Here is a 20,511-nt window from a genome sequence, read left to right on the forward strand (position 1 = left end):
GGGGCTGCCGACTATTCAGGACGCGGCACGACCTGACACAGATACTCGCATACCGGCCGGCTAGCTTTAATGATCATTTTGTGTTATATCAATACTGCGGAGTGTGAATCATACCATCTGATGCGAGGAGCTCTACAATATGCCCATCGACACGGCGTACCTTGCCATGAACAGTTTCTGCGACTTCGTAGAGAGTTCATGCAGTCCGCTCGATGCCCGAGCCGTGAATCTCAATCTGCTGCAGGACTACCTGGCCTTGTGGGTCGAAGAAGGAGGCGCTGTTGCGACAACCAAAGGAAACTTCGATACGTACCTGGTGACTGTCGCTCTGATCGCTGGTGAGTACCAGCGCTACAGGTACCACGGTGACTCCGAAGTGGGGCGGGCGATCGGCTCGCTCATGATCCACGGCTTGTTTGACGTGGATGCTCCGGGCATCCGGTGCCTGGAACGCGACTTCTATGAGTTGCGCAAGCCTCGCCAGGCCAAGCACGGCGAGGCAGAAGCGTAGCTGCCCGACTATCGCGGATGCCTCCGCGCCAACCCGTCCTTCTGACCAATCGGGAGGACGGGCTTTTCATAGCGTTAGCCAAATCCGCTTGCGCCTCTACTGTTGATCGTCACGATGCTTACGACTCTGTAGGCCGGACATTCCAGCGTGTAGTGGCCGACATCACACGATGATGGGTGGACGATCAGGCGCGAGATATGGCTGCGACTCATTTCCTCGGCGGACACATCAACTCCGCGAACTCTCGACCAATTCACAGGAATGACCTATATCTGGCGTACAACACATAGGGCATTGTTGTAAATTCCACTGTACCGGAATTGGGACGATCCTGGTATGATCAAAATGTAAACGGAGGACCGAATGAGTACAAACGAAAAACAAACGCCAGAATCGCTTGGACGAGCCTTGCGGAAAGCCCGAGCGGCCCGCGCCTTGTCCATCCGCCAGCTCGTCACGAAAAGCGGCGTTCCAAAGACCACGATCGCGCGACTGGAAAGCGATAGCGTCGAGCACCCGTTGCCTGAGAACCTGGTCAACCTCGCCAGGGCGCTGGAGATCAGCGCCGGCGACCTGTTCTTATTGGCCGGCATGCCACTCCCCGAAGGCCTTCCGAGTCTCCCCGTCATGCTGCGTGCAGAGTACGACTTGCCAGAGGCTGGCATCCGCGAGGCGGAAGCCAGCATCAGGGCCATCGTCGCCAAGTACGAGGCGCGCAGCGCATCGACGGGAACCGACACGTAATACATAACGCCCCGTGTGGGTGGGCTGCGGAAGGAGGGAACATATTCCAATGGACCACAGCGAGAAAACTATTATTCAGCAACTGAGCCAGCTGGCTCCAGACCGGCCGCTGACTTTCGGCGAGGCCTATCAGGTCGCCGAGACCCAGGCCACAACCTTGCTGCACCTGCTCGATATCCGGCATGCACCGGCCGATGTCGGACGGCTGACCGAGCTGCCGCACATCGAAGTACAGGTTGAGCCACGCTGGCGGATGCCGACGCTGGCCGGCTTCTCCGAGTGGCGTAACGGCCACTGGCTGATCGTGATCAATCGCAACAGCGGCACCGGTAGGCGACGCTTTACACTTGCTCACGAGCTAAAACACGTGATCGACCATCCGGCGCGGGGCACGCTGTACGGACAAGTCGGCGGGCGGGACGAGCAAGAGCGCAGGAAACGTATCGAGCGGATCTGCGACCACTTCGCCGCCTGCTTTCTGATGCCTCGGCCGTGGGTCAAACGCGCCTGGGCCAACGGCATCCAGGATATCGATGCGCTCGCCGAGCTGTTCAACGTGTCGGCGTACGCCATGAAGATCAGGCTTGCCTACCTCGGATTCCTCGACGACGAGGACCGGCCAGTGATCAGCTACTTCCGGGGCGAGCAACCCCGAACATACTCGGCTATCTAAAAAGAAGGAGATCGATATGGAACAGTCAAGAACACTGATGGCCGTCGTCTACGGGCGGATCAACCGGGACACCAGCGAGATCGATACTGTCGACAGCCAGGTCGAGCTGCAGCGTCGATGGTGTGAGCAGGTAGCGGAGCGGCTCGGCGTCCGGATCATCCGGGAAGACTGGGGCGCTGGAGCCGGTGGGGGCAGGTTTTTCCCTCGGCAATCGTCGGAGTGCTTCGCATGAGCCGCTCCGCACGCTACTTCCGCAGCGAGCTTCCCCGCAGTGGCGGCTCGAAACGGGCCGTCGTCTACCTCCGGGTATCCACACCAGGGCAGGTCAAGACCGACTACGACCCCGAGGGCATTTCGCTGCCAGCCCAGCGCCGCAAGTCGGCAGAGAAAGCCCGCGAGCTCGGAGTGGAAATAGTCGACGAGTACGTGGACCCAGGCCGCTCTGCTACCGCCATCCACAAGCGGCCTGAATTCAAGAAGATGATCGCCCGCATCAGGCAAGATCGTGACGTCGACTACGTGATCTTCTACTCGCTCTCCCGGATGCACCGCAATTGGGCCGAGAACGGCATCACCTACGCGATGCTGCGGGACCTCGGCGTGACTATGGTATCCGCTACCGAAAAATTCGATGACACGCCCCTCGGCGAGGCCATCCACGGCATGCTGGCGGTGTTCAACGGCTTCCAGTCGCGGACCAACGGCGAGGACATCCGCTACAAGATGGGCGAGAAGGCCCGGCGCGGCGGCACCCTCGGGCAAGCGCCCCTGGGCTACCTCAACGTCCGCGAGCAGTTCGAGGGCCGCGAGATCCGCACCGTCGCGCTTGACTCGGTGCGGGCGCCGCTCATCTGCCTCGCTTTCGAGCTGTACGCCACGGGTAGGTACAACTTCCACACGCTCCGCAAGGCCCTGACCGATGCCGGCCTGCGCACCCGTCCCACGCCGAAGCGGCCGGAACGACCCATCTCGATCCACAAGATCGGCGATCTACTGCGAGATCGGTACTACCTCGGCTTCGTCACCTACGAGGGCGTCGAGATCAAGGGACGGCACGAAGCGATCATCGACCAGGACGTGTTCGACCGGGTCCAAAAGATCCTGATCGCCGACCGCGGGGCCGGCACCCGGCAGCGCGTCTACAACCACTACATGAAGGGCGTGGTGTTTTGTGGCCGCTGCGAGCGAAGGCTGATCATCTCCGGCGTCAAGAACCGGCACGGCGTGGACTACTTCTACTACATCTGTCGCGGAAGACAAGATCACACTTGTGACTTGCCGTACTTGAAGGTCGAGGACGTGGAGGAGTCCGTGCTTCGGCACTACTGCCACGTGCGGGTGCCGGACGACGTCCAGCGACTGGCACGCGCCACCATGCGCGAAGCGGTCGCCGGCGGCGAGGACAACGCCCGACAGCTCCGGGCACAGCACACCAGGCGCCTCAAGGAACTCGACCGGCAGGAAGATCGCTATCTTGACTTGGTCGGTGACCCCGACTGGCCGAAGGCCAAGATCACAGCCCGGATGCGGGCTATCCGTGACGAACGGGCCGCTCTCAAGCGACAGCTCGACAACACCAACGCCGAGCTTGAGGTCGGCTACCAGATCATCACCGGCATGCTCGACCTCCTGACCGACCCCCAGGAGCTGTACCGGGTGGCGAAGAAGCGCACCCGCAGCGTCCTGAACAGAGCGATCTTCACCAAGCTGTTCATGGACACCGATGGCGATGGCCCGTTGGTGGTTGCCGACGAGCTGACCGAGCCGTTCGAAACAGTCGTGTACCTACGGCGGGAGACGCACACCGAGCTGGCGACTCCCGCAGCAGACACTCAGCCGGAGCCCCGAACCGGAGATGGCAAGCCAGGGGCCGCCGACGGCGACCGCGAGACGACAGACCGGCTGCGCCGGCGCTTTGCAAGATCGATAACACGGTATGAGCGCAGAAACGACAGTGGCGCCCTCCTTGCGGAGGACGCCACGATCTCGGAACTTGTTACCATTTCGGGCCTACTTGGACACTCTCTGTATCGAGAGGGTTCTAGTTGGACCAATATGGTGGAGCTGAGGGGACTCGAACCTCTGACCTCGCCCGCACACCCCCGGCCCACAGGGCAATCGCGCACGTCGGGGTCCGGGGGCTCGGCCCCGGGCAGACATAACGAAGACGCCCCCACGCCTTCTACGAAGGCATGGGGGCGTCCAAGTCGAGTGGAGGTGGCGGGAATCGAACCCGCGTCCTCCGGCCCCGACACAGGGCTTCTCCGGGCGCAGCCTGCTTGTTTTTTCTCAGCCCCGCCGGTCCCGCAGGCAAGCCGGCGCAGGCTCAGTCGCTGTTAGATTTCCCGACCTACCCCGCGACCGGGTGGGACGGTGATCCTCCTGTCGACGCCAGATCCTGGGCCGGAGGAACTCCCAGGCTGACGGCTAGTTGGTCTCTACTCAGGCCGCGAGGGCGAAAGTGGAGCTAGCAGGCTGCGTCTTAGTGGCAGCTGTTGTTCTGAACGGATCGTTAACGAGATAACCGCTCATCCTCGGCCCGCTTCCCCTGCCTCGACGTCCGGAGTCGAAGCCGGTCACCCCCTGGTGTGTGCCCTGTTGGTGCATGCGTGCTGTTCTGTGCCAGGCGGACCCGCCGACGACTCGCCAGCGTGCCCAGACGGTCCAACGTCGACCGCCGGCCACATGTTCCCACACGGCGGCGCGGCTCGGCCACCCGATTACGGCTCGGCGCGCCCGGCCGGCGGGCAGCACCGCCGCTCGCCCGGTCCGCGGGCGAGCGGCACCACCACCGACGGCCGGCCGGCCGGAACGGGTGGCGAACGGGCGGCGGGACGACGGAACAGACCAGCCGTCCATACAGTTGAACGTTCAAGACAGAGGCAATGTGATCAGGGGGAACGCAATGGAGATCAAGGAACTGGGACACCTCGTGCTGTACGTGCGCGAACTCGAGCGCTCCGTCGCCTTCTACCGGGACGTCCTCGGCTGGCGGCAGGTCTTCCCCGAGGTTGGCGGGCCGGCCGGTCTGGGCATCCCCGCGGCGGCGTTCTCCTCGGGCCGCACGCACCATGAGCTGCTGCTGATCGAGGTCGGGACGGACGCGGCCGCGCTGCCGCCCGGTCGGCGCGTCGGGCTCTACCATTTCGGGCTGAAGGTCGGCGACAGCGACGACGAGCTTCGGGAGGCGCTGGAGCGCATCGAGCGGGCCGGCGTGCGACTCGTCGGCGCGTCGGACCACACGGTCACCCACAGTCTCTACATCTCCGACCCGGACGGGAACGAGATCGAGCTGTACATCGACGTGCCCGGGGTCGACTGGCGCGGCAACCCCGCCCTGATCGCGGCGCCCATCCGTCCGCTCCGCCTCTGAGCGGCCCGGGCGCCGGCGGTCACCGCGCGTCACAGGCCGGGCCCGGCGCGGGTGGGCCCCGGCAGCTGGCCGGGCCCGTGGTGATGTTCGCGAGCGCCGGCGCCGGCTCCGCGTTCAGTCCCTGGCCGGACCGCCCCGAGCCCCAGCCGCCCGGTCCGGCGGATCCGCCCACCCGGCCCGATCCGCCGCATCAGCCCGATCGGCTTGATCCGCCCGATCGGCCTGCGTGACGTCGGTGCACAGAAGAGCCCACGGCTCGTCCCGCACCCGGGTCATCACCACCGTCATGGTGCGGCCCCCCGGGACCAGGTGCCGCCGGGCCGGCATCAGCCGCCGCCGGATGGCGTCCACATCCCCGGCGAGTCCGCGCCGGCGCACGTCGAGTGCGCCGATGCCGGCCTCGCGCACGGCCGCCGCCACCCGGCGCACGTCGAAGGCCATCTCGGCCTCGACCCGCAGCGTCCGCGCGAACGGGGTCGCCAGCGGCCGGTCGGCGCCGAGAAACGCGATCCTCGGGTCGATCTGCCACCCGCCGACCAGGCGGCCGAGCGTGCCGACCAGCCCGGCCCGGGTGACGGCGGGATTGGGGTCGAAGAGGTACTCCCCCGGCGGCCGGACCGGGAGCGGGACGGGCCCGCCACCGCCGCTGTGACCGCCGCCCGGGCGGCCGTGGTCGCGGTCGTCACCGACGGGGTCCGGCTCACCGGTCAGCGTCACCACCCGTGGCCCGGTGGTCCCGGGCACCGACCGGTCACCCGGGCCGAGCAGCACCGTCGCCCGCCGGGACGCCGTCGCGAGCGCGGGCGAGAACAGCACGGACTCCTTGAGGCCACGTCTGTCCGCGACGAACTCGATCTCCCAGCCTGGCGGGACGAGCTCCACCGGGAGCCCCGGAGCCGCCTTGACCGCGACGGCCTCGACCCACTCGGTCAGCCCGAAGCACCAGGCCAGCGGGGGCTCACCGGCGCCGGCGGACATCCGCCGCTCGCCGCCCCGCCGCGCGGGATCGACGAAGACGCCGTCGACGCCTGTCAGGCTGACATCCCGGACGTCCGCCGCAAGGGCCTCGACCCCACCGGACCCACCCTCCCGCCCGCCGCCCCGGAGCGCGTGCGCGTTGTGGACGGCCATCCGCAGGTGCAGTGGGTCGCGGTCGACGGCGAGGACCGGGTGCTCGGCCGCCAGGGCGAGGAGGTCACCGCCGATGCCGGTGCACAGGTCGGCGAGGCGGCCCAGGCCGGCGAACCTCGCCGCCCGGTGCGCCGCGGCCCGTTCGGACGAGGCCTGCTCCAGCCCGGCGCGGGTGAAGAACATCCGCTCGGCCTGGCTGAACTTCGCCGCGGCCCGGGCCCGCAGCTCGGCCTGGGCGAACGCGGCGGCGACGAGGTCGGGGGGATGGCCGGCGGCGCGCAGCCGGGAACCGGCGCGCAGCTCCGTGCCGTCGGCATGCGCCGCGGCCGCCGCGGCGAGCAGGTCCGCTCCCGTGGGGGTCAGCAGCGCGTCGAAGGTGGCGAGCGGACGGGCTGCCTGTTCGCCGTCATGGTCCGGCGCCGCGGGTCGGTCAGACACGGCCCTTCGCCTGCCGGCCCATGATCCGGCTCATCTCACGCGCCGCGTCCCGCTCGGCGAGGGCGTGGCGCTTGTCGTAGTTCTTGCGGCCGCGGGCCAACGCGATTTCGACCTTCGCCCGCCCGTCCTTGAAGTAGAGCGAGAGGGGGACGACGGTGAGGCCGCCCTCGCGGGTCTTGCCGATCAGCTTCTCGATCTCGGCGCGGTGCAGCAGCAGTTTGCGCCGCCGCCGCGGGGCGTGGTTCGTCCACGTGCCCTCGGTGTACTCCGGGATGTGCACGTTGTGCAGCCAGATCTCACCGTCGGCAATCTGCGCGAACCCGTCCACCAGCGAGGCGCGGCCGGCGCGCAGCGCCTTGACCTCGGTACCCATGAGGACCAGCCCGGCCTCGTAGGTATCGAGGATCTCGTAGTCGTGGCGGGCGCGCTTGTTCTGCGCGATCAGCTTGCGCCCGGTCTCCTTCGGCACTGCTCCTCAGCCCTGCTTCCCGTCCGTAACGTTCCCGTCCACCGCCCATTGTGGGGCGCCGTGTCGTGGGACGCCGTCACACCCGCAGGTGCCGGCGCAGCGCGACGGAGGCCATCCCCGCCGCGGCGGCCACCCCGACGGCGAGCACCACCGCGACCGCCGTCCACACCGCGTCCCATCCGAACAGAGGGAACATTGTCTGATGGGCGAATCGTCCGTCCACCAGATATATCTTGGCCAGCACCAGGGCGGCTGCCGCGAGCAGCCCGCCGAACAGGCCGGCGAGGGCGCTCTCCAGCACGAACGGCGCTCGGATCGTGGCGTTGGTCGCGCCGACGAGCCGCATGATCGCGGTCTCCTTCCGGCGCGCGTGGGCGGAGATCCGGATCATCGTGTAGATCAGCGTGAACGAGGCCACGGCCTGCGCCGCCGCCAGGGCGAAGGCTCCCAGGGTGAACGCGTCGAGAAAGCGGTAGAGCGGCCCGAGGAGGGCACGCTGATCCCGAACGGCCTCGACGCCGTCCCGGCCAGTGTACGCATAGACGATCTCTTCGGCGTCCCGCGGATCGACCAGGGTCAGCCGGAAGGAGGCCGGGAGGTCGTCGGGGCCGATCCCGGCCACGACGTCCGGGGAGCTCCGGAAGTCACGACGGAACCGCTCGTAGACGTCCTTCTTGGTCTCGTAGGTGACCTTCGTTACCAGTGGGTCGGCGGCTAACTCGGCGCGCAGCGCGGAACGGTCGGCGTCGGTGAGGCCGTCCCGCAGATCCACGACCACCTCGATCTGGTCGAGCAGGAACCGGTCGACGGTGCGTGCCTGAGCGCGCAGCAGCAGGCCCGCGCCGAGCAGGGCCAGGCAGATCGTCACGGTCACGACCACCGCGCAGGTCATCGCGAGGTTGCGGCGCAGGCTGGTGGCCAGCGCCGCCAGGAGCGGGCCGGGCCGCATCAGCCCGCCGCCCCACCGGCCGGGCGGACGGGCTCGGTCCGCTGGTCGGGGATGGTGACCGGTCCCGCGTCGTAGCCGCCGCGGCGCTCGTCACGGACGAGCGTGCCGGCGTCGAGCTCCAGGACCCGGCGGCGCATCGCGTCGACCAGGCCGGCGTTGTGCGTGGCCATGAGCACGGTCGTGCCGGCCTGGTTGACGTCCTCCAGCAGCTCCATGATCTCGGAGCCGGTGGCCGGGTCGAGGTTGCCGGTCGGCTCGTCGGCGAGCAGGACCCGCGGGCGGCCGACGAACGCCCGGGCGATGGCGACCCGCTGCTGCTCGCCGCCGGACAGCTCGTCCGGGAAGCGTTTCTCCTTGCCGGCGAGGCCGACCAGCTCGAGCACCTCGGGGACAACGGTTCGGACCACATGCCGGGGCCGGCCGACGACGTCGAGAGCGAAGGCGACGTTCCCGGCGACCGTCCGGTCCGGCAGGAGCCGGAAGTCCTGGAAGACGCAGCCGACGGTCCGCCGCAGCTGGGGAACCCTGCGGTCGGGGATACGCGCGACGTCCCGCCCGGCGACCTCGACCAGGCCCGCGGTCGCCCGTTCCTCGCGCAGCAGCAGCCGCAGCAGGGTCGACTTGCCGGAGCCGGAAGGACCGACCAGGAACACGAACTCTCCCGCGCCGATCTCGAGGGAGACGTCCGAGAGGGCGGGTCGACTCCCGGTGGCGTAACGCTTGGTCACGGAGGCCAACCGGATCATCAGGACCTCCCCATACTCAGCACAGCAGATCCATCACGATACGTAGTCGGATGGGTCGGGTCCCGCACCTCGGGGCGCGCGCGTCCGCGGTGGCCCGTCCCGCCCGGTGGCTTACGGCGGCGCAGCGCATCAGCCGGGCGTACCGTGGAGTCGTATCGCGTCCAGCCGGTGACGGACCAGCGTGCGCGGGGCCGCGTGGGCGGCGATCTGGTTGCCGGACCGGGCCGAAGGAGGACGGCATGTGCTGCGATGACCTGGTCTGCGCGAGGTGTGCCGCTCCGGTCGCCGAGGGGCGCTGCCCGGCGTGCCGCGCCGCCCGCGAGTCCCTGCACCACTCCTCGTTCACCGTCTCGCCACAGCTGCTGATCGCCCTGCTCACGGTGCTGCTCGCGCTGATGCTCCTGGCCGGCTACCGCGTCTGAGCCCGCTCGGCGGTAGCGGTCGGCCTGCCCTGGGACGCCGCCGTCCGTAGCGGTGGTCCGGTCGCCCGATGTGGCACACGGGGCCGGGCGGGCACGCTCGGCGGCTGGTGACCGTTTCAGGTGTAGAGCCCGCCCGCCGACACCGCCGTCAGGCCGATACCGCCGTCAGGCCGACACCGCCGTCAGGAGCATCATGCGCGTTCCGTCCGGTGCCCCACGGCTGCTCGCGGCGGTCGTCGCCGTGCTCGCTCTGCTGGTGGGCTGCGGCTCCGCGGGCACGGGCGGGCCGGTGGGTGCGGGCGGCCCGGGGGAACCGGAGCCGTCCGCGACCGGGCCCGCCGGCGGAGCCTCGGCTGCGGCTCCCCCGGCCGCGTCCGCGGGCGGGCTCGGGGAACCGTCACCGGTGGTCACCGGTTTAGCGGCGCCGTGGGGCCTGGCGTTCCTGCCCGACGGGCGGGCCTTGGTCGGGGAGCGCGACAGCGGTCGCGTCCTGCTGGTGCCCGCGGGCGGCGGCACCCCGGTGGACATCCTCACACTGCCCGTGACGCACCGTAGCGAAAGCGGTCTGCTGGGCCTCGCGATCTCCCCCCACCACGAGACGGACAGCCTCGTCTACGCCTACTACACCTCGGCATCGGACAACCGCATCGTGCGCTTCCGCCTCGACGGCGCCCGCGCCGGCGCCGTCGAGGACGTGCTCACCGGTCTGCGCGCCGCGCCGAACCACAACGGCGGGCGAATCGCCTTCGGGCCGGACGGCCTCCTCTACGCGGCCGTCGGCGACGCCGGGAACCCGGGCGCCGCGCAGGACCCGTCCAGTCTGAACGGGAAGATCCTGCGGATGACGCCGGAGGGCGCGGTGCCCGCCGGCAATCCGACGCCGTCCTCGCTGGTCTACAGCCTCGGGCACCGCAACGTGCAGGGCCTCGCCTGGGATGCCGGCGGCCGGCTGTGGGCGTCGGAGTTCGGCCAGAACACCTTCGACGAGATCAACCTGATCACCCCGGGCGCGAACTACGGCTGGCCGGTGGTCGAGGGAACCGGTGACACCGACGGCGGCCGCTACACGAACCCGCAGGTCACCTGGACCACCGCGGAGGCGTCCCCGAGCGGGATCGCGATCCGGGACGACATCCTCTACGTCGCCGCGCTGCGCGGGGAGCGACTGTGGTTGGTGGAGCTCGCCGACGGCCGGGTCACCGGCGAGCCGAAGGCGCTGCTCGCCGGCGAGCTCGGGCGGCTCCGCACGATCGTGACGGCGCCCGACGGCGGGCTGTGGCTGACGACGTCCAACACCGACGGCCGTGGCAGGCCCGCCACCGGCGACGACCGGATCGTGTCGCTGAGATGAGCGAGCGCGTCGCCGGCGTGGCATCCGATCACGACCCGGGCACCGGATGGTCGATGATCGTTCCAGCCGGCGGCGTCCTGGTCGTCGCGGGCATCCCGGGCGCGGGCAAGAGCACACTGATCCAACGGCTGTACCACGGTGCGCCCGTCCCCGGCCGCGGTGCCGGGCCGGCGGGCGGCCGGGCGGACGACCCGCTCGTGCTGGACTCCGCGCAGGTGCGGGCCGCGCTGGCCCGGCGGCTCGGGCACCTCCCGTACGCGCTCTACCGGCCGGTCGTGCACATCGTCCACTACTGGCGGATCGCGGCCTGGACGGCCGGTCCGCGCCGCAACCTGGTGATCCACGAGTGCGGCACCCGGACGTGGGCCCGGCGCACGGTGGCCGCCCTGGCACGGCTGCGCCGCCGTCCCGCCTACCTGGTCTTCCTGGAGACCTCGCCGGCCGCGGCGCTGGCCGGGCAGCACGCACGCGGACGGGTCGTCCCCCACCGGTCGTTCCGGCGGCACGAACGGTCGTGGGCCCGGATGCGCGCCGCCCTGCAGGACGGGTCGCTGGCCCGGGAGGGCTGGACGTTCGCGCGCGGGATCAGCCGCGAGGAGGCCGCCCGCCTGACCGAGATCCGGTTCGAGTGAGCCCTGCTCACCCCACCTGACCGGGGCCGTCGTCCCGGGCAGGGGCGTCGTCCGCGCGATCCGGGATGCGACCCACGGCGAGCTGGTCGCGCAGGGCGACGACCTCGCCGATGACGATCACGGCCGGCGAGGAGACGTCCGCCGCCAGCGCCAGCCGGGTGATCTCGCCCAGCGGGCCGGTCACCAGCCGTTCGTGCTCCGTGCCGCCGGCGTGGATCACCGCGGTCGGGGTCCGCGGTGACCGCCCGCGCTTGATCAGCTCAGCGCTGATCCGGGGCAGCGCCGCGACCCCCATGAGCACGACCACGGTGCCGGGACCGGTCGCGAGCGCGTCCCAGTCCGCCGTCGAACCGGGGTGGGACGGGTCGAGGTGGCCGCTGACGATCGCCACGTCCTGGGTGATGCCGCGGTGGGTGACCGGGATCCCGGCCATCGCCGGCACGGCTACCGCGCTGGTCACCCCGGGCACCACCTCGCACGGCACGCCGGCGGCGGTGCAGGCCAGCGCCTCCTCACCGCCCCGGCCGAAGACGAACGGGTCGCCGCCCTTGAGACGGACGACCCCGAGGCCACGCAGCGCCCGTTCCACGATGAGGGCGTTGATCTCGTCCTGGGTGAGGTTGTGGCCGTGCGGTGCCTTGCCGGCGTCGACGATCTCGACGTCCGGCCGCAGCTCGTCCAGCAGCTCACGGGGAGCGAGGCGGTCGACGACGACCACGTCGGCGCGCCGCAGCAACCGCAGGCCGCGCAGCGTGATCAGATCACCCCGGCCCGGCCCGCCTCCGACAAGCGCTACCCATCCCGCCTGCGCGTCCACGCCCACTCCCCACCTCGCGTCGCCCCACCTCGTGTCGCCCCGCGCCGCGTTGCCCCACCGGGCGTCGCGCCGCGTCACGTTGCGGACCGGGCGCGGTGGCCCGGCCGCGGAGGCCGTGTGGTCAGTGTGCGTCCTGGCCGACCTCGGCGGCGACCGGTCGCCGCACCGGCAGCGGGCGTGACAACTCCGGCCCACCTCGCGCGATGATTCGGTCGTACAGCTCGTCATCGCCGTCGACGACGACGATCTGATCGGGACGGTGTTCCTGAGCCGCGAGCGAATCAAGCGCCCGGATCAGCAGGTCCCATCGCTCGACAAGATGACAGCAGACGATGACCGCCGTCCTGGGCGGCCCGCGCTCACGCGGTTTCCACACCCAGGCGCCACCGGATCGAACGGTAGGCACGCCATCCGGCCCGGAGCCTGCGCCGCGCGGCGAGAGCCGCGTCGCGATGCCCCTCCGTCACGAGCCGCAGAATGTCGGCCGCGCCGACTGACCGGCCGACGATCAGGCGGCTGACCTGGAAACGCGAACGGCTCCGGCGATGGATTCTGTATCCGACCTCGCACGCCGAACCGAATCCGGCGCTTTCGACGATTTGTCGGACACCGGGTGAATGGTAACCGAACGGATAGCAGAAACTGTCCGGACGGTGACCGGTCTCCTCCGCGATCGTGCGCATGCTCGCCGTGACGTCGTAACGCGCGATCGCGGGCGGCACGACGTCCAGCTCCACGTGCCGGTGGCCGTGGGCGCCGATCTCGATCCCCCGGTCGGCCAGCGCGGCCAGCGTGGGCCAGTCGAGCAGGGCCAGCTCACGCTCGGCGTACGCCTCCAGCCAGCGCGCCCGCTGGCCGACGTAGGCCGTCGGTACGTACAGGGTCGCCGCCGCGCCGAACTCGGCGAGAACGGGCAGCGCCCTGGTGACGAAATCCTCGAAGCCGTCGTCGAAGGTCACCGCGACCTGGCGCTCCCGCGGGTTCGCCAGCGCGTCGGACAGGCTGGTGACGGTGTAGCCGTGCTCCACGAGGCTGCCGAGCTGCTCGGCGAAGACCCCCGCGGGCACCTCCCACCTGCGGAAGTCGGCGCTCACCGAGTCACCGATGCTGTGGTACATCAGCACGGGGAGCGCGGCCCGGCACGGCGCCGACGGCGAGCCGTCGCCCGGGGAGCTTGTGGGCCACGTTCCGTCCGGCGAAGCCGCCGTGGCCGTCGACATCCCGGTCATCGGTTGTCACGCCCCGAAGCGACTACCGTGAGTTCGGACATTCCACCCGCCGTATCGTCGAAGAAGCTCAGTCGGCAGTACGTGGAACGACAGTACTTCGACCGGGTGTGCCACGAGCGGCAGAACCGCGAATCCACGTGATGCCCCCATCCCGCGCCTACCGACCGGTCCGAGGGAACCACGTCGGGCGATGACGCCAAACGGAGCGTCACTCTACACGCGCAGGACCGGTGAGCCAATCCCTCGATGTCCGCCTCGACAGGGTGGAGGGTAATGGTCCGGTACGTAAACGTGGCCGACCAAAGATCCACGTCCCATGCGATGACCGATCTGTTCACGCCAGTGAACGGGATTGGCTGGAGAAGTCCGCGGCTTTCCGACTGATAACGACCGGTGAGATTACCGAATCATGGCCGGAAGCCACGGAAAAGACCTGTCAGCCCTGCTTTTCGGTGGCCCTGCGCCACCTGATCTCACCGTCGATGAAGTCGTCGATATCCCCGTCGAGAACGGCGTTCGTGTTCGACGTCTCGACCTCGGTCCGCAGATCCTTGACCATCTGGTACGGGTGGAGCACGTAGTTCCGGATCTGTGAACCGAAGGAGACGTCCTGCGGGCCGCCGGTGAGGCGCTGCTTCTCCGCGGCCTCCTCGGCGCGGCGCCGCTCGAGCAGCTTGGCCTGCAGGACCATCATCGCGGCGGCCTTGTTCTGCAGCTGGCTGCGCTCGTTCTGGCAGGTCACGACGATGTTGGTGGGCAGGTGCGTGATCCGCACGGCGGAGTCGGTGGTGTTGACGCCCTGGCCACCCGGTCCGGAGGACCGGAAGATGTCGATCCGGAGCTCCTTCTCGTCGATGTCCACGTGGTCGGAGACCTCGACGGCGGGAGTCACCTCGACGCCGGCGAACGACGTCTGGCGCCGGTTCTGGTTGTCGAAGGGCGAGATGCGCACCAGCCGGTGCACACCGTGCTCGCTGCGCAGCGTTCCGTAGGCGTAAGGGCACTTGACCTGGAAGGTGGCCGACTTCAGACCGGCCTCCTCCGCCTCGGAGGTGTCGAAGACCTCGGTGGCGTACCCGTGCCGCTCGGCCCAGCGCAGGTACATCCGCAGCAGCATGGCGGTCCAGTCGGCCGCGTCCACCCCGCCCGCACCAGCCGAGAGCTGGACGATCGCGTCACGCTCGTCGTACTCGCCGGAGAGCAGGGTGCGGACCTCGAGCGTGGAGATGTCACGCGCCAGCGCGGGGAGGTCGGCGGCCGCCTCGGTGAGCAGGTCGTCGTCGCCGAGGTCGAGGGCGGCGATGAGGTCGTCGAGCCTGCGGCGCAGGCCCTCCACCCGGCCGATGTCACCCTTCACAGCGGACAGCCGCCTCGTCACCGCCTGGGCGCGATCCTGGTCGCTCCACAGGTCCGGGTCGGCCGCCTCCTGCTCCAGCGCCTGAGCGCGGCGACGCAGACCCTCGACATCGAGCACGGTCGCGATACCTGCCAGCGTCGCGTCGAGATTCTTGATCTCCTCGGAGAGGTCGACGGCCATGTGACCCAGCCTACCGGCGTGCGCGCGGGAGCCGACGAACGGTTGATCCGGGCCCTCCACCAGCCAGCCCGCCCGCCCGCGGGCTGCCGCGATCAGCCCGGCGCCCCGGCCCGGAGCGACTCTTCCCGCGCGCGGGACCGGCGGCACCACCGGGCCGGATCCGCACCACGGTGCCGGCTCCGCGCCGCCGCGGGGCGCACCGCCTCCGCGCCGTCACACGGCGGTGCCACCGCCCGTCGGCGGTCCCGTCGTGCCCGGGACGGACGGTCCGTTGGGACCGCCTTTCGAACCATCGAACACCCCGAGAAGCAGGTCACGAGGAAGAAACATGCAACGGCACGCCGAAATATTCGGTTAACATCGCGGCTCCGAGGTCACATCAAGCGCACTAAATCGAGCGTGATGTTTCCTGGACGGCAACGGGCAAGGTGCGTTCCACATCACGCCCCGCACCCGAGCCACTCCCGAGACAGCGCGAAGCGATATCGTCGATTGCATCGCGGCGCGGTGAGAAGCCCGGGTACAGCTGGTGGAGCCTCGGTCCGACTCGGCAGATGGTCCAAACGGATCAGATCCGAACGGATCAGGGCAGCCTTCCGGGCCCACCCGGGCGACGCACGGCGCGGCGGTTCCCAGGCCGGTGGACAACGAGGTCCGCGGGCTCACGGAACCGCCGGGCGACATGGTGCCGGGGGGAGCCCGCGCCGGTTGATGCCTGCACCGCCGCGGGCACCGTTCCGGTGGGTTACGGCATCGCGCACGGGCGATGAAGCCCTGGCGGCGACGAAGCCGCCGAATCGGCCAATGCGTCGAGGATGACGCCGACCCTTCCTTCTCGCGACATCGTGGGTTCTCGCGGCATTGTGGGACGCCAGGTGTTTCGGACAGCGCGCCGCGTTTTCGGACGGCGGCGCCGTCCGCGACGGCGGCGTCCGACGACAGTGGCAGCGGCCGGCGACAACAGACCTACGGCATCGGCAGCCGGCATCGGCCGGCGGCCACCGGCGGCGCCCCGTCATGGCGCGGCGCCTCCGTCACCGGCGACGGGACATGCAGACGACACAACGGCAACAGACGTGAGGTCAGCGGATATGCGCACTCGCAACAGCCGGCCGCCGATGCCCGGAAAACACCCGAGCGGGCACGGGCGAGCGGATTGCGAACGGAGGGTCCCCTCGTGTCGATTGGCGTCGATCGACGTGCGGTCCTGCTCACGACCGGCGTACTGGCCGTGGTCCCGATGAGCCCCGAGAGCCCGACACCGGCCGCCGGTCACGAGACCGCCTCGAGCCTGCATGACGCGTGCCTCGGGGCACTGCGCGCGGCCGTCGCGAACTACGAGACCGTCGATCTCGCCACCACCGCCTCCACCCTCGAGCCGCTCGAGGAGACCAGTCGGACCATCCCGCAGCAGTACCGGCTGCGGGGGCGCGCCGCCATCGACTGGATGTGGCTGCACGCGGCGGTCACCACCGCTGCCGCCGCCGCCTCGTACGACCGGGGCCGGCACGGCGAAGCCGCGGCCCGCGCCGACCGCGCCGCTTCCCTGGCCCGCGCGGCCGGAGACGGCCCGCTCGCCGCCCGCGCGCTGGCACTGCGCGCCCGGGTGGTGCGCCCGCACAGCCCGGCCGTCGCCCTGCAGATCGCCGGCTCGGCCGCGCGGATCGCCGGCCGCAGCCCCACCCGGGCCCTGATCTCGGGCAAGGTCGCCGCCAGCGCCTGTGCCGCCGCCGGTGACGCCGCGGGCGTGCGCGACGCCGTGGCCCGGGCCTGGGCCACCATGGCGGATCTCGGCGAGGACGTGCACGGGCGTCCCGGGTTCAGCCTCGACACCTATTCACCCGCCGACCTGGCCCTCGCCTGCGCAGAAGCGCTCACCACCGTCGGCGCGGCCGACGAGGCGGCTCCCTACCTCGACCGGGCCGCGTCGCTCATCGCCCGCAGCGGCCAGACCGGCATGATCGTCTCGGTGCGGATGGCTCAGTCGCGGGCCGCGATCGCCCGCGACTTCCCGGACCGGGACGAGGCGGTCGAGCACGCCTCCGACGCGGTCGCCCTGGCCGCCCGCCGGCCGGCCGAGTGGGTCGCCCGCCTGGTGCGCGACGTCTCCGACCTGGCCGAGATCCGGACAGGTCACGGCTTCGACGACCTCGTGGCGGCCACCGCCGGGTGGATCGCGCTCCCGGCAGCGGCTCCGAGCCCCGGCGACGATGCCTGCCGCGACGCGGCCCTGACCCACGCCGGCGGGTCGACGGCCGTCCCGTCGCCGCGCGCCGAGATGATGTCGGGCCGCAAGGACCTCTGAGCCGCGGCCCGGACCGCGGACTCGGCGCTCGGCGGGCTCAGGGCCGGCGGGCTCAGGGCCCGGCGAGCGGTCTGACCAGCGATCGGGCCTGCGCGCCCGCGCGCACCGTCACCGGGCCGACACCGAGGAAACCGACCACCGGCAGCTCCACCGTCCGGCTGCCCTCCACCCGGACGGTCGTCGCGTCGACGAGGGAAGCGTCCAGGGCGGTCCGGCCGGACGGGTCCGCCTGCGCCTCGTACTCGTCGACGGCGTCGACGATGTCCGACAACGGCAGTGCCTCGAAATCCTCGGTGGCGGTGTAGATCGCGTTCTCGTCGATACGCTGTACGGCCGCGAGGGCGGCACCGTCGGCGGCCGACGCGACGGACCGACGGGCGAGATACAGCGCGGACACGTCGGTGACCACCACGGCGAGCATCGCGGCCAACATGAGATATCCCAATGTCAGGATGAGAATCGTCCCGCCGTCACGGTCGACCGGTTCGCGCGCGTCAGCCATCCCATGCTCCCCAGGTGCCATCCGCCGGTCGACGGATTCCCGGGCCGGCCGCGGTACCGACGCCGGCCACCGCCGGGACGTCCGCCGCGCAGGAAACGAGCCGGACATCCACCGCCGTAAAGAGACGTGTCTGGACTTTAACGCCACGGCGTCACGCACACGGCCCGCACCGGTGTGCCGGGTGTGCGCAGGCCCGAGGACGGCAGCCGGATTCCGGCGTTCAGCCCACCGGTCCTATCCACACCGGGATGCCGTTGAGCACGGCGGTACCGGAGAGCGGGTCGATCCGCGAACTGTCGGTGAGAATGTTCGTGTTCACTCCGGGGTGTCCGGCGGCGACCGACATCCGGGTGCCGGCGAGGCCGTGGCCCCAGCCGTGCGGCAGGCACACGACACCGGCCATCATCTCGTCGCTGACCTGCACCCGGACGTCGAGGGAGCCTGCGGTGGACGTGATCCGGGCTGACCCGCCGTCGCGGACGCCGTGGCGGGCGGCGTCGTCGGGGTGCACCAGCAGGGTGCAGCGATCTCGTCCCCGGGCCATCGCCGGGACGTTGTGCAGCCAGCTGTTGTTCGTCCGCAGGTGACGCCGACCGATCAGGGTCAGTCCCGGGCTCGCCGGGCTCGCCGGGCTCGCCGGGCTCTCCGGTGCCTCTGGGGAACCCGGGGTCATGGAGGGCTCGCGGCCCTCAGCCGCCTCGTGGGCGTCGAGGGCGGCGCGCAGGCGGGCGGCGTCGGCCACGATCGGGTCGGGGCACAGCTCCACCGTCGCGCTGGCCGTCCGCAGCATTGCCGGGATCCGCGGCTCGAGCGGTCCCAGATCGATCCCGTGCGGGTTCGCCCGCAGCGTGGCCAGGCTCAGCCCGCCGGGCCGCGCACCGAACGCGTCACCGAAGTGCCCGGTGCGAAGCGCGATGTCGAGCAGGCGTTCCGGTGCGCCGTCGCCGTCCACGAGAGCGCCCAGTTCGGCGACGTCCCGCCCGGCGACAGGTGAGCCGGGCTCCGTGACCGCCCGCCGCAGTGCCTCCTCGACCAGGTACTCGTGGAAGGCCGCGACGGCGGTGTCGGTCCAGACCGCGGCATCGGCTGGCTGGGAGCCCTCGACCGGCAGCTCCGCGTCGGCTGTCGCGTCGGCATCGGCCGGCTCGTCGGCGAGAGCCAGGGCGATGAGGGTGAGGCGGGCCAGGATGTCGTGCTCGGCCATCCCGCCCGGGTACGGCGGCAGCGCCGGCGGCGAATAGGTCGCCACGGTGCGCACCGCCAGCGCGCCGAGCGCGAAGTCGTAGTGCCCGACCCGGGCCGGATCAGCCGGCGGCAGCACCACGTCGGCGTGCCGGGACGTCTCGTTGAGGTACGGATCGACGCTCACCATGAAGTCCAGCCGGGCCAGTGCCGCGGCGAGCCTGGCCGAGTCCGGTGTGGAGAGCGCCGGGTTGCCCGCGATGGTGAACAGCGCCCGTAGGCGGCCGTCACCGGGGGTGTCCATCTCCTCGGCCAGCGCCGCGGCCGGCAGCTCGCCCATCACCTCCGGCAGACCGCGGACGCGGGTGTGCCAGCGCCCGGTGCGCCACCCGCGCCCGCCGCCCCGCCCGCCGGGCACCCGGTCGGCGCGGCCGTGCGCACCCCGGCCGAACATGGCGCCGCCCGGGACGTCGAGATTGCCGGTGATCGCGTTGAGGGCGATCGTCAGCCAGCTGGTCAGGGTGCCGAACTCGACCGTGGTCGTGCCCATCCGCCCGTAGACGGCGGCTCGCGGCGCGGCGGCGAGCTCGCGGGCAGTCCGCCGGGTCGTCTCGGCCGGGATTCCGCAGCTCGCGGCGACCCGCTCCGGGGTGAACGGCGCGGCAAGCTCGGCGACGCTGTCCGCTCCGGACAGGTGCGCGGCGAGCGGGCCGAGGCGGACGAGCCCTTCGGTGGCGAGGACGTTGACGATCGCGAACAGCCACAGCGCGTCCGTCCCGGGCCGGATCGGCAGGTGCTCGTCGGCGAGGGCGGCCGTGCGGGTGCGGCGTGGGTCGACGACGACGACCCGCCCGCCACGCGCGCGGATTCCAGCCAGCCGGCCGGGGAAGTCCGGCGCCGTGCACAGACTGCCGTTGGACACCGCCGGATTGGCACCGAGCATCAGCAGGTGGTCGGTGCGGTCCAGATCGGGCACCGGGATGAGCGAGGGGTGGCCGAAGACGAGGCCGCATGCGACGTGCATGGGCATCTGGTCGACCGTGGAGGCGCTGAACAACGCGCGGGTCCGCAGCGCCTGGGTGAACGCCGGCCGGTGCTGGGCGCCGGCCATCGAGTGCGCGTTCGGATTGCCGAGATAGGCCGCGACCACGGCCGGGCCATGGGCGGAGACCACCCGCCGCAGCCCGGCGTGGACGGCGGCGAACGCCTCGTCCCAGTCGACCTCACGGTGCTCACCGGTGGCCCGGTCGCGCAGCAACGGACGGCGAAGCCGGTCGGGGTCGCCGAGTAACTGCGGCAGGGAGGCTCCCTTGGCGCAGAGGTAGCCACGGCTGAACACATGTTCCGCGTCGCCACGGGCGGCCGTCACCCGGCCGTCCGTGATCCGTAGCTCCAGTCCACAGGTCGCCTCGCACAGCGGGCAGACCCGCAGGGCAGTCACCGAGCCGGCGGCCGTCCCCGTACCCGTGCTTGTTCTCTTCATCATGTCCGGCAGGATCG

19 protein-coding genes, 1 other RNA gene and 1 pseudogene are annotated in these 20,511 nt (G+C 70.6%); 10 read left to right on the forward strand and 11 right to left on the reverse strand.

Annotated elements, in window-relative coordinates:
- The first annotated feature begins 139 nt into the window (after positions 1 to 139).
- From MXD62_RS33520 to MXD62_RS41110, 5 genes and pseudogenes are all read left to right on the forward strand, one after another.
- Positions 140 to 511 carry a hypothetical protein gene (locus tag MXD62_RS33520; RefSeq protein ID WP_248833369.1) on the forward strand — a complete coding sequence of 124 codons (372 nt, stop codon included), beginning with the start codon at positions 140 to 142 and terminating at the stop codon, positions 509 to 511.
- A gap of 363 nt (positions 512 to 874) precedes the next feature.
- Positions 875 to 1,255, forward strand: coding sequence for a helix-turn-helix transcriptional regulator (locus MXD62_RS33525; RefSeq protein WP_248833370.1), 381 nt, complete (start codon positions 875 to 877; stop codon positions 1,253 to 1,255).
- Between the two features lie 49 nt (positions 1,256 to 1,304).
- Positions 1,305 to 1,928 (forward strand): ImmA/IrrE family metallo-endopeptidase, encoded by a 624-nt coding sequence (locus MXD62_RS33530; RefSeq protein ID WP_248833371.1) that lies wholly within the window; start codon positions 1,305 to 1,307, stop codon positions 1,926 to 1,928.
- Between the two features lie 37 nt (positions 1,929 to 1,965).
- The gene (locus MXD62_RS33535) at positions 1,966 to 2,160 is read left to right on the forward strand and encodes a hypothetical protein (protein ID WP_248833372.1); all 195 of its coding nucleotides are present in this window, start codon (positions 1,966 to 1,968) and stop codon (positions 2,158 to 2,160) included.
- Positions 2,157 to 3,194: pseudogene (locus tag MXD62_RS41110) on the forward strand (recombinase family protein); the annotation flags it as partial. The gene MXD62_RS33535 and the pseudogene MXD62_RS41110, both read left to right, overlap by 4 nt.
- Positions 3,195 to 4,137: 943 nt before the next feature.
- Here MXD62_RS41110 and ssrA read toward each other — a convergent pair.
- Positions 4,138 to 4,512, reverse strand: a transfer-messenger RNA (tmRNA) gene (gene ssrA, locus MXD62_RS33545).
- 321 nt (positions 4,513 to 4,833) lie between these two features.
- Between ssrA and MXD62_RS33550 the strand changes: the two genes are divergently transcribed.
- Complete coding sequence (locus MXD62_RS33550) at positions 4,834 to 5,301, forward strand: VOC family protein (protein WP_248833374.1); 468 nt, start codon at positions 4,834 to 4,836, stop codon at positions 5,299 to 5,301.
- A gap of 114 nt (positions 5,302 to 5,415) precedes the next feature.
- On the opposite strand, the gene MXD62_RS33555 is transcribed toward MXD62_RS33550, so the two are convergent.
- From MXD62_RS33555 to ftsE, 4 genes are all read right to left on the reverse strand, one after another.
- The gene (locus tag MXD62_RS33555; RefSeq protein ID WP_248833375.1) at positions 5,416 to 6,870 is read right to left on the reverse strand and encodes a class I SAM-dependent methyltransferase; all 1,455 of its coding nucleotides are present in this window, start codon (positions 6,868 to 6,870) and stop codon (positions 5,416 to 5,418) included.
- Positions 6,863 to 7,339: an SsrA-binding protein SmpB gene (gene smpB / locus MXD62_RS33560; protein ID WP_071060358.1), complete on the reverse strand. Its 477-nt coding sequence runs from the start codon at positions 7,337 to 7,339 to the stop codon at positions 6,863 to 6,865. Before smpB ends, MXD62_RS33555 begins: the two co-directional genes overlap by 8 nt.
- 76 nt (positions 7,340 to 7,415) lie before the next feature.
- Entirely contained in the window at positions 7,416 to 8,288 is an 873-nt protein-coding gene (gene ftsX, locus MXD62_RS33565; protein WP_020463238.1) for a permease-like cell division protein FtsX, read from the reverse strand.
- Entirely contained in the window at positions 8,288 to 9,034 is a 747-nt protein-coding gene (gene ftsE / locus MXD62_RS33570; RefSeq protein ID WP_248833376.1) for a cell division ATP-binding protein FtsE, read from the reverse strand. Before ftsE ends, ftsX begins: the two co-directional genes overlap by 1 nt.
- Positions 9,035 to 9,273: 239 nt before the next feature.
- Between ftsE and MXD62_RS33575 the strand changes: the two genes are divergently transcribed.
- From MXD62_RS33575 to MXD62_RS33585, 3 genes are all read left to right on the forward strand, one after another.
- Positions 9,274 to 9,456 carry a hypothetical protein gene (locus tag MXD62_RS33575; RefSeq protein WP_020463240.1) on the forward strand — a complete coding sequence of 61 codons (183 nt, stop codon included), beginning with the start codon at positions 9,274 to 9,276 and terminating at the stop codon, positions 9,454 to 9,456.
- A 193-nt stretch (positions 9,457 to 9,649) separates the two neighbouring features.
- Positions 9,650 to 10,807, forward strand: coding sequence for a PQQ-dependent sugar dehydrogenase (locus MXD62_RS33580; protein ID WP_248833377.1), 1,158 nt, complete (start codon positions 9,650 to 9,652; stop codon positions 10,805 to 10,807).
- On the forward strand, positions 10,804 to 11,439 hold the full coding sequence (locus tag MXD62_RS33585; RefSeq protein WP_248833378.1) for an ATP-binding protein: 636 nt from the start codon (positions 10,804 to 10,806) through the stop codon (positions 11,437 to 11,439). The genes MXD62_RS33580 and MXD62_RS33585 overlap by 4 nt, the downstream gene beginning before the upstream one ends.
- Positions 11,440 to 11,446: 7 nt before the next feature.
- On the opposite strand, the gene cobA is transcribed toward MXD62_RS33585, so the two are convergent.
- From cobA to prfB, 4 genes are all read right to left on the reverse strand, one after another.
- Positions 11,447 to 12,262, reverse strand: a complete 816-nt coding sequence (cobA, locus tag MXD62_RS33590; RefSeq protein WP_248833427.1) for a uroporphyrinogen-III C-methyltransferase — start codon at positions 12,260 to 12,262, stop codon at positions 11,447 to 11,449.
- Between the two features lie 115 nt (positions 12,263 to 12,377).
- Complete coding sequence (locus tag MXD62_RS33595) at positions 12,378 to 12,632, reverse strand: glycosyltransferase (protein ID WP_248833379.1); 255 nt, start codon at positions 12,630 to 12,632, stop codon at positions 12,378 to 12,380.
- Positions 12,616 to 13,485: a polysaccharide deacetylase family protein gene (locus tag MXD62_RS33600; protein ID WP_248833380.1), complete on the reverse strand. Its 870-nt coding sequence runs from the start codon at positions 13,483 to 13,485 to the stop codon at positions 12,616 to 12,618. Before MXD62_RS33600 ends, MXD62_RS33595 begins: the two co-directional genes overlap by 17 nt.
- A 436-nt stretch (positions 13,486 to 13,921) precedes the next feature.
- Positions 13,922 to 15,022, reverse strand: a complete 1,101-nt coding sequence (gene prfB, locus MXD62_RS33605; protein ID WP_041256622.1) for a peptide chain release factor 2 — start codon at positions 15,020 to 15,022, stop codon at positions 13,922 to 13,924.
- A 1,177-nt stretch (positions 15,023 to 16,199) separates the two neighbouring features.
- Between prfB and MXD62_RS33610 the strand changes: the two genes are divergently transcribed.
- On the forward strand, positions 16,200 to 17,327 hold the full coding sequence (locus MXD62_RS33610; RefSeq protein ID WP_248833381.1) for a hypothetical protein: 1,128 nt from the start codon (positions 16,200 to 16,202) through the stop codon (positions 17,325 to 17,327).
- Between the two features lie 52 nt (positions 17,328 to 17,379).
- On the opposite strand, the gene MXD62_RS33615 is transcribed toward MXD62_RS33610, so the two are convergent.
- Positions 17,380 to 17,829, reverse strand: coding sequence for a pilus assembly protein TadG-related protein (locus MXD62_RS33615; RefSeq protein WP_248833382.1), 450 nt, complete (start codon positions 17,827 to 17,829; stop codon positions 17,380 to 17,382).
- A 220-nt stretch (positions 17,830 to 18,049) separates the two neighbouring features.
- Positions 18,050 to 20,497: a molybdopterin-dependent oxidoreductase gene (locus tag MXD62_RS33620; protein ID WP_248833383.1), complete on the reverse strand. Its 2,448-nt coding sequence runs from the start codon at positions 20,495 to 20,497 to the stop codon at positions 18,050 to 18,052.
- Positions 20,498 to 20,511: the final 14 nt, after the last annotated feature.

Source organism: Frankia sp. Mgl5 (genome assembly GCF_023242985.1).
GTDB lineage: Bacteria > Actinomycetota > Actinomycetes > Frankiales > Frankiaceae > Parafrankia > Parafrankia soli.